At 67.4% G+C, this 6,523-nt stretch carries 11 protein-coding genes; 7 read left to right on the top strand and 4 right to left on the bottom strand.

Going from position 1 to position 6,523, the window contains the following annotated elements:
- From HCK04_RS39755 to HCK04_RS39765, 3 genes are all read left to right on the top strand, one after another.
- The coding region (locus tag HCK04_RS39755; protein WP_205831277.1) for a hypothetical protein at positions 1-353 on the top strand (353 nt) is incomplete at its 5' end.
- A gap of 1 nt (position 354) precedes the next feature.
- Positions 355-828: a winged helix-turn-helix domain-containing protein gene (locus tag HCK04_RS39760; RefSeq protein WP_142652686.1), complete on the top strand. Its 474-nt coding sequence runs from the start codon at positions 355-357 to the stop codon at positions 826-828.
- A gap of 56 nt (positions 829-884) precedes the next feature.
- The gene (locus tag HCK04_RS39765) at positions 885-1,439 is read left to right on the top strand and encodes an HD domain-containing protein (protein WP_142652687.1); all 555 of its coding nucleotides are present in this window, start codon (positions 885-887) and stop codon (positions 1,437-1,439) included.
- A 30-nt stretch (positions 1,440-1,469) separates the two neighbouring features.
- Here the strand turns inward: HCK04_RS39765 and HCK04_RS39770 are convergent, their stop codons facing one another.
- Together HCK04_RS39770 and HCK04_RS39775 are read right to left on the bottom strand one after the other, a co-directional pair.
- The gene (locus HCK04_RS39770) at positions 1,470-1,916 is read right to left on the bottom strand and encodes a hypothetical protein (protein WP_142652688.1); all 447 of its coding nucleotides are present in this window, start codon (positions 1,914-1,916) and stop codon (positions 1,470-1,472) included.
- Positions 1,917-1,969: 53 nt separating this feature from the next.
- Positions 1,970-2,446: an NUDIX domain-containing protein gene (locus HCK04_RS39775; RefSeq protein WP_142652689.1), complete on the bottom strand. Its 477-nt coding sequence runs from the start codon at positions 2,444-2,446 to the stop codon at positions 1,970-1,972.
- A 163-nt stretch (positions 2,447-2,609) separates the two neighbouring features.
- Here HCK04_RS39775 and HCK04_RS39780 point away from each other — a divergent pair, with 163 nt between their 5' ends.
- Positions 2,610-2,987 (top strand): hypothetical protein, encoded by a 378-nt coding sequence (locus HCK04_RS39780; RefSeq protein WP_142652690.1) that lies wholly within the window; start codon positions 2,610-2,612, stop codon positions 2,985-2,987.
- Between the two features lie 46 nt (positions 2,988-3,033).
- Here HCK04_RS39780 and HCK04_RS39785 read toward each other — a convergent pair whose 3' ends face one another.
- A complete protein-coding gene (locus tag HCK04_RS39785) occupies positions 3,034-3,774 on the bottom strand; it encodes an XRE family transcriptional regulator (protein WP_142652691.1) in 741 nt (246 codons plus the stop codon).
- A 150-nt stretch (positions 3,775-3,924) separates the two neighbouring features.
- Between HCK04_RS39785 and HCK04_RS39790 the strand changes: the two genes are divergently transcribed.
- Positions 3,925-4,143 carry a hypothetical protein gene (locus HCK04_RS39790; RefSeq protein ID WP_142652692.1) on the top strand — a complete coding sequence of 73 codons (219 nt, stop codon included), beginning with the start codon at positions 3,925-3,927 and terminating at the stop codon, positions 4,141-4,143.
- Between the two features lie 177 nt (positions 4,144-4,320).
- Here HCK04_RS39790 and HCK04_RS39795 read toward each other — a convergent pair whose 3' ends face one another.
- The gene (locus HCK04_RS39795; protein WP_142652694.1) at positions 4,321-4,674 is read right to left on the bottom strand and encodes a winged helix-turn-helix domain-containing protein; all 354 of its coding nucleotides are present in this window, start codon (positions 4,672-4,674) and stop codon (positions 4,321-4,323) included.
- A gap of 106 nt (positions 4,675-4,780) precedes the next feature.
- On the opposite strand from HCK04_RS39795, the gene HCK04_RS39800 reads away from it, so the two are divergent.
- Positions 4,781-5,122: a hypothetical protein gene (locus HCK04_RS39800; RefSeq protein WP_142652695.1), complete on the top strand. Its 342-nt coding sequence runs from the start codon at positions 4,781-4,783 to the stop codon at positions 5,120-5,122.
- Positions 5,115-6,455, top strand: a complete 1,341-nt coding sequence (locus HCK04_RS39805) for an FtsK/SpoIIIE domain-containing protein (protein WP_142652696.1) — start codon at positions 5,115-5,117, stop codon at positions 6,453-6,455. The genes HCK04_RS39800 and HCK04_RS39805 overlap by 8 nt, the downstream gene beginning before the upstream one ends.
- Positions 6,456-6,523: the final 68 nt, after the last annotated feature.

Raw genomic sequence — 6,523 nt, forward strand, 5'->3', positions numbered from 1 at the left:
CGCATGAGACCTACATGATCATCGGGAAGGTACACCCCTTCCCTGAAGATCCACAGGTTCTAAGCATTGCTCATCTGGAGTCGCGTGGGATCACCGCGGTGTTCATCGTGGACCAGAAGGACCAGCCGGCCTTGGACGTGACCGACAGCTGTTTGAGGACGCGGCGCGTCTACGTCCATCTCGCGTTCTTGTGGTTCTACTGGGGCGACCAGCACGACGAGCGCGTCTCATGCCTGCGCATCGGCCCGGCGGCCGACGCAATCGAGCGGGCCGCACGGGTCGGCTGGCACGAGGGGGAACAAGGAGAGCTCCACGTCGACCTCAGCAAAGTTCTCCATGCGGATCGCATGTGAGATGCGCGACGGCTGGCTGACCGGCGGGCAAGTGTACCGGCAGATCGCCGACCGGCTCCGGGACCGCGTCACCACCGGCACCTACCCGCCGGGGACCGCGCTGCCATCGGAGACGGTCCTGGCGGCGGAGTTCCGGGTCGCGCGCAACACCGTCCGCCGAGCATGCCGGACCTTGGAGGACGAACGGTTGATCGTGACCGTCCCATCCCTGGGGCGGATCGTGCTGTCCGCCGATGGCGGACCGGCGGCTGTTCCCTACCGGTACCAGGTCATTGCGGGGGCCTTACGGGAGCGGATCGAGCGGGGCGAGTTCGGACCTGGGGCTGCTCTGCCGAGTGAGGCAGAGCTGCGCTGGTTGTACGCGGCGTCACGCAACACCGTCCGTATGGCCTTCGCCCAACTGGAACGCGAAGGGCTGGTCGTGTCGATCCAAGGCAAGGGGCGATTCGTCCGCACCACACCGGAGACGTCCTAGGACGTCTGCGCGCGGGGAGTAGGGGCGCCGGTACCTGGTGCCCCTATCGTCGTGTCGTGGGACAAGCTGAGTGGGCGCGCGAACTGGCCCGACGTCTGTTGGAGGCGCCGCTTCCCCGGCGGTGGGCGCACACGCAAGGGGTCGCCTTACGCGCCGCGTCGTTGGCCCCGATCCTCGGCGACGAGGCCGACAGGCTGATCGCCGCCGCCTACCTCCACGACGTGGGCTACTCCCCTGAGCTGGTTGACACCGGGTTTCACCCCCTCGACGGCGCGCGCTACCTACGCGATGTGGCGGGCGCCGACGAGCGCCTGTGCCGCCTGGTCGCTCATCACTCCTGCGCCGTCAACGAGGCGACCGAACGCCACCTGATCGACGTGCTGACCGCCGAGTTCCCTCCCGAGCGGCAAGATCTGGCCGACGCGCTGACCTACTGCGACATGACCACCGGCCCCGACGGCCGGCACCTCGACGTCACCGAGCGCCTGGCAGAAATCCACTCTCGTTACGGCCCCGAGCATTTGGTCAGCCGCTCGATAACCGCATCAACACCGTGCATCTTGGCCGCGGTGCAGGCGGTCGAGATCGCCTTGCGTACGCAACAGACCTGAACCGGCCAACAGCGTTAGCGAGCTGAGACGCTATGCCCGGCCGAACATCTCGGCCACCTGGTCGAACATCGCGACCGAGTTCGCCGTATCCGCGGACTCGATGTCCGAAAATGGCCGTTCGAGCTGAGGGTCGTAGCATTCGAGCCCGGTCTCCTGCTCGATGATCGCCGCCACAGCGCGCAACGTACGAACGACGTGAGCGGCGGCCTCCCCATGCGTCCAGTAGGGGACGCTGAGGTCCCACTGTCCCTCGCAGTAGGACAACTGGATGCCGGTCGACTCGTGATCGATCTCCCAGACGGGCTGGTTCTCGAAGACGGCAACCTCTCCAAGGACGCTGCGAACACGGGAGACGATCCTGTCCCACACTTCGGCGTCCAAGGGCAGGTCTCCTTCGTGCTCCTCCTCGCGCGCCTCCAGAGCGTCATCCCAGGACTGGCCCGGCTGTCGGTTGAGGAAATGCAGGTCGTAGCTCATGGGCGGGACTGTATCGGCCTTATCCGACAATCTCAGGCCGTACACAGGGCTCTTCAACCGATATACGGCTGCCCGTTTCCGGCGAGGTAGTGGCCGATGCGAAGGGCCATCGACCGGTCCATCGGCAGGACCGCGACCTGGTCACGCGGGACCCACCGGACCTCGGTCGACTCGCTGCTCGGCGTCGGCTCGCCGCTGATGGCGCGGGCGGTGAGGACGATGGAGAACTCCTGGCGGGCCTCGCCATTGGACGTGTAGAGGATCACGTGCTTGGGGTCGGTGTAGGTGCCGACGATGCCGGTGATCTCGCAGGTGATGCCGGTCTCTTCGAGGGTCTCGCGTATGGCGGCTTGGGGGAGGGATTCGCCGAGGTCGATGGCGCCGCCGGGGACGGCCCAGTTGTCGTTGTCGCTGCGGCGGATCATGAGGATGTCCCCGGCGTCATTGGTGACGACGACGTTGACGGACGGGACGAGACTGTTCGGCTTGGGAGCGTCAGGGTCGTCGTAGTAGTCGATCCGGCGGGCCACGATCACGACTCTACCGGCGGCCCTCCTGCTCGCGTTCCTTGTCCGTGGCGGAGATCGCAGCCGTGTCTCATGGCGTCGACCCCTTACTGATCGCTCGATACGATTGCCCCAGTCCGGACAACTTCAGCAGAGGTGGGTAGGCGATCGTTTCAAGGAGCGGCACGTGAGGCGCAGAAGTCCGCAGGAGAAGAAGCGGCTGAGCTACGCCAAGGACCGCCGCAATGACTACGGCGAGAACGACAAGAGCTCCCGCAAGAACATTCGCCTAAGTAAGAAAAGGCCGCATCGCGCCAACCGGCGGCTCACAAGTCAAGTTCTCAAAGCAGCCGAAGGCGTAGTAGATGTAGGCATCGCAGCTGTCGGCGAGGAGCGGTTGCTGAGAAAGCGGCCCAAGTCTTGGAAGAAGTTCCCGGATGCCCCGCTTGGCAAGGTCGTACAGCTCACCCTTCGGCGCCGCATGAATCTCTCAGGCGGAAGCCGAAAACGGGACGCGGCCCGAATCGAGCGTGTTCGTCGGCGGCTGCGGCAACCAGCCGACTGAGCCCGCGCATCGACGCTCGTCCATCAGTCCAACTGGCTCGAGCTGATCACGTGTCTATTGCCGTGGCCTGCTCCCACACCCGCTCGAAACTGTCGACATACGTGGTGACCATGTCCCCGCCTACGACCTTGCGTAGGTGCAGGACGGGGGCGTTGCCGGCGGGCGTGCCGTACACGTGGGTGTTGACGAGGAGTTGGTCGTCCCCGCGGTAGATGGAGTTGTACAGCACCGTGCGGTGAAGACGGATCTCCACTTCGGCGAGGCCGCGGATGGGCCGGTAGAGGACGAGGACGTTGCGGATCTTGGCGGCCATGCCGTCGTCGATGCCCTCGTCTGTGCCGCGCTGGGCGACCTCGGGACTGTCGGGGTCGCCGAGCAGGATGCGCACCCGGACTCCGGCGCTGGCCTTCTCGCCGAGCATGCGCACGATGCCCGCGTCGTCAGCGAGGAACAGTCCGCTGTAGACGAGGATGCCGATCTCCTCCTGGGCCTGGGCGAACAGACGTCCCCAGGCGTCCCGGGGGACGGCCCAGCGGTGCGGGTAGACGGTGACGATCTCGCTTTCGGAGGCGGAGGCGACCTGTTCCCGCGTCAGGGCCTCCGGCCACAGGTAGCCCTCGTCCATTCCGAGGTGGGCGGCGACGGCGTACCGGTGCTTTCGGTAGGGTGCGCGGCCTTTGGTGATCCACCGCTCGACGGTTTTGGGGTCCACGGCGATGGCTTCCGCCAGGTCGGCGATGCTCACCCCCCGCTCCAGCAGGGCCGCGCGTAGTCGCTCGTTGGCCATCTCACCTGCCGCGTCGGGACGTCCAGGGACGTGGCAATCGTAGACGGGACGTCTTGAACATGTCCCGTCGTGTAGTGATCTCGTCCTGCCCTTCTCCCGCACTCTCGGTGTCACAACGCACCACGACCTGCGACGAAAGGAGAACAGATCATGACAGACACCACGATCACCACGCCGGAGGAGGTGCCCGGCTGCGAGTGCGGGGCACTGCTGGAGGAGGGGCAGACCCGCTGCTGCAAGTGCCTGGCTCGTGACCGGTGGGCCCGGCGTCAGATCGCCCGCCGCAGGGCGGCCAGGCGTCACGCCATCACCCGGCGTCCCCCGCGCGGCCCGCTCGGCGCCGCCGCCGTGGGGGTGAGCTGGTCATGAGCACGCTGCCCCTGATCATCGCCCTGGCGCTCAGCGCGGTCATCGCCGTCGGCTTCGTAACGGTCTCGGTCGGTATGAAGCGGGAGGACAAGGCCATGTTCCGCGGTGCCGCCTGTGGTGACCCTTCGGCGCGCCTGGCCCGGCACGTCACCGGGTTACACGTCCGGAACGGCGGGCCTACGTCTCGGATCGCTGAGACAACGTCGCTTCGACCCGCGCGAGACGTTCCGACAGGTCCCGTACGGCGGTGCGTAGCTCGATGACCTCACTCGCCAAGTCCGCCGACGCGTGCGCCGCGTCCGGGACGTCTTCCCGGACGAACACGCCTTTGCCCTGCTGGCCGATGACCAGGCCCTCGTTCCGCAAGATCCCGACCGCGAGTTTCACGACGCTCAGTGAGGCGTCGTACCGGGTCGCGAGCTGGGCGGTCGACGGCAACGGCGCGCCGGGCGGCAGAGATCCGCCGCGGATCTGCTCGCGCAGATCGTCGGCGATCTGGAGGTAACCGGGCCGTCCCGTCTTCTTGACCATCGCCCCTTATCTCAGCACAGCAGCACGACCAAGCCAACCGAGAGAACATTGACAACCAGGACAACCTAGCTAACTATGTTGGCCACGACACTAAGGAGGTCCACACATGCGCACCATTCCCATCCCGGTCGACGTGACCAAGCTCCAGTTCGTCTGCGTCCGCGCACCCCGCCCGCGCGTCCTCAACGCCGACACCGGCGAGATCAAGACCGACAAGAACGGCAACACCGTCTACGAGATCGTCCTGTCGGTGGAAGACGAGTTCGGCCGGATCGAACTCGTCAAGGTCGGCACCTCCGGCGAACCCCAGGTCGCCGCCGGACAGGACGTCACCCCGATCGGCCTGGTCGGCTACGTCTGGGAGATGTCCCGGGGCGGCGAGGCCCGCTGGGGCATCAGCTACCGGGCCAGCTCCATCGTCCCGGCGGGCGTGAGCGCCCATGCGTGACGCCCTGGTCGTACTGCTCGCGGGCCTGGCCGCCTCGGCGGCCGGCCTGTGGGCCTGGCGCCACCTGCACTACCAGTCGTACTGGCTGCTCGTCGGCTTTCCGCTGATGGCCGTCACGATCTGGGCGACCTGGCGCAAAGTCGCCCTCGGCTGCGGCCTGACCAAGAAGCGGCAACGCTGGTGGTTCACCGTCGTCCCCGGCGCGATCGCCTCCACCGGGCTCGTCAAGGTACGGCGGCGCTTCCAGCGAGTCGCGGTCGACACCAAGCCCTTCATGTGGCTACCGCTCCCAACCCGGCACGGCTGGCGCGTCACCATCCATACCCTCGAAGGACAGATCCCCGCCGACTACGCCCAGGCCGCCGAACGGCTCGCGCACTCCTGGGGTGTCCACGCCGTACGCGTCTCCTCCCCTCGGCCCGGCCGCGTGGCCCTGGCCGCCACCGTGCGGGACCCACTCGTCCGGCTCGACCACCTCCCGACCTCGGGCGACCTTCTCACCGTGCACGTGGGGCGGTTGGAGACCGGCGGGCTGTGGACGATCGACTTCCGCACGGTCCCGCACTGGATCAACGCGGGCGCCACCCAGTCGGGCAAGTCCAACCTCGCCAACGCCCTGCTGGTCGGGCTGGCCCCGCAACCGGTCGCACTGGTCGGCATCGACCTCAAAGGCGGCGTCGAGTTCACCCCGTACGCCCCCCGCCTGTCGGCCCTGGCCACCACACGGGCCGAAAGCGGGACCCTGCTGGATGACCTGGTGGCTCTCATGGTCGACCGGATGGGGCTGTGCCGTACGGCCGGCGCCCGCAACATCTGGCAACTGCCACCGGGGGTGCGGCCGGTCCCGGTCGTGGTGCTGGTCGATGAGCTGGCCGAGCTGTACCTGATGGCCGACAAGTCCGAGAAAGACGAGATCGCCCACACCTCGACCGCGCTGCTGCGAGTGGCCCAGCTCGGGCGGGCGTTCGGCATCTACCTGTTCTGCTCCGGCCAGCGAATCGGCTCCGACCTCGGCCCCGGTGTCACCGCTCTGCGTGCCCAGTGTTCGGGGCGGATCTGCCACCGGGTCAACGACCCCGAGACCGCGACCATGACGCTCGGCGACCTCGACCCCGCCGCCCTGGTCTCCGCGCGTGCGATCCCCGCCGAGACACCCGGCGTCGCGATCGTCGCCTCCCAGGACGGCCAGTGGTACCGCGCCCGCTCCTTCTACGTCGCCGAGCACACTGCCGAACACGCCGCCCGCACCTACGCCCACCTCACCCCCGACTGGGCCGACATCGTCCGGCCCGACCGGGACGGGGCCGACCTGTCCGAACTGCTCAACGCCTAACGAAAGGGGGTAACGATGCGACGCCTCGCCTCATGGCTGCTCGACACCGGGCCGGTCCTCGTCCTAGT

Source organism: Microbispora sp. CL1-1, assembly GCF_012034195.1.
Taxonomy (GTDB): Bacteria; Actinomycetota; Actinomycetes; order Streptosporangiales; family Streptosporangiaceae; genus Microbispora.

Excerpts from the sequence above, each read along its gene's own strand:
- HCK04_RS39760 (WP_142652686.1), top strand. The coding sequence starts at position 355 with ATGCGCGACGGCTGGCTGACCGGCGGGCAAGTGTACCGGCAGATCGCC.
- HCK04_RS39800 (WP_142652695.1), top strand. The coding sequence starts at position 4,781 with ATGCGCACCATTCCCATCCCGGTCGACGTGACCAAGCTCCAGTTCGTC.
- HCK04_RS39795 (WP_142652694.1), bottom strand. The coding sequence starts at position 4,674 with ATGGTCAAGAAGACGGGACGGCCCGGTTACCTCCAGATCGCCGACGAT.
- HCK04_RS39790 (WP_142652692.1), top strand. The coding sequence starts at position 3,925 with ATGACAGACACCACGATCACCACGCCGGAGGAGGTGCCCGGCTGCGAG.
- HCK04_RS39770 (WP_142652688.1), bottom strand. The coding sequence starts at position 1,916 with ATGAGCTACGACCTGCATTTCCTCAACCGACAGCCGGGCCAGTCCTGG.
- HCK04_RS39785 (WP_142652691.1), bottom strand. The coding sequence starts at position 3,774 with ATGGCCAACGAGCGACTACGCGCGGCCCTGCTGGAGCGGGGGGTGAGC.
- HCK04_RS39805 (WP_142652696.1), top strand. The coding sequence starts at position 5,115 with ATGCGTGACGCCCTGGTCGTACTGCTCGCGGGCCTGGCCGCCTCGGCG.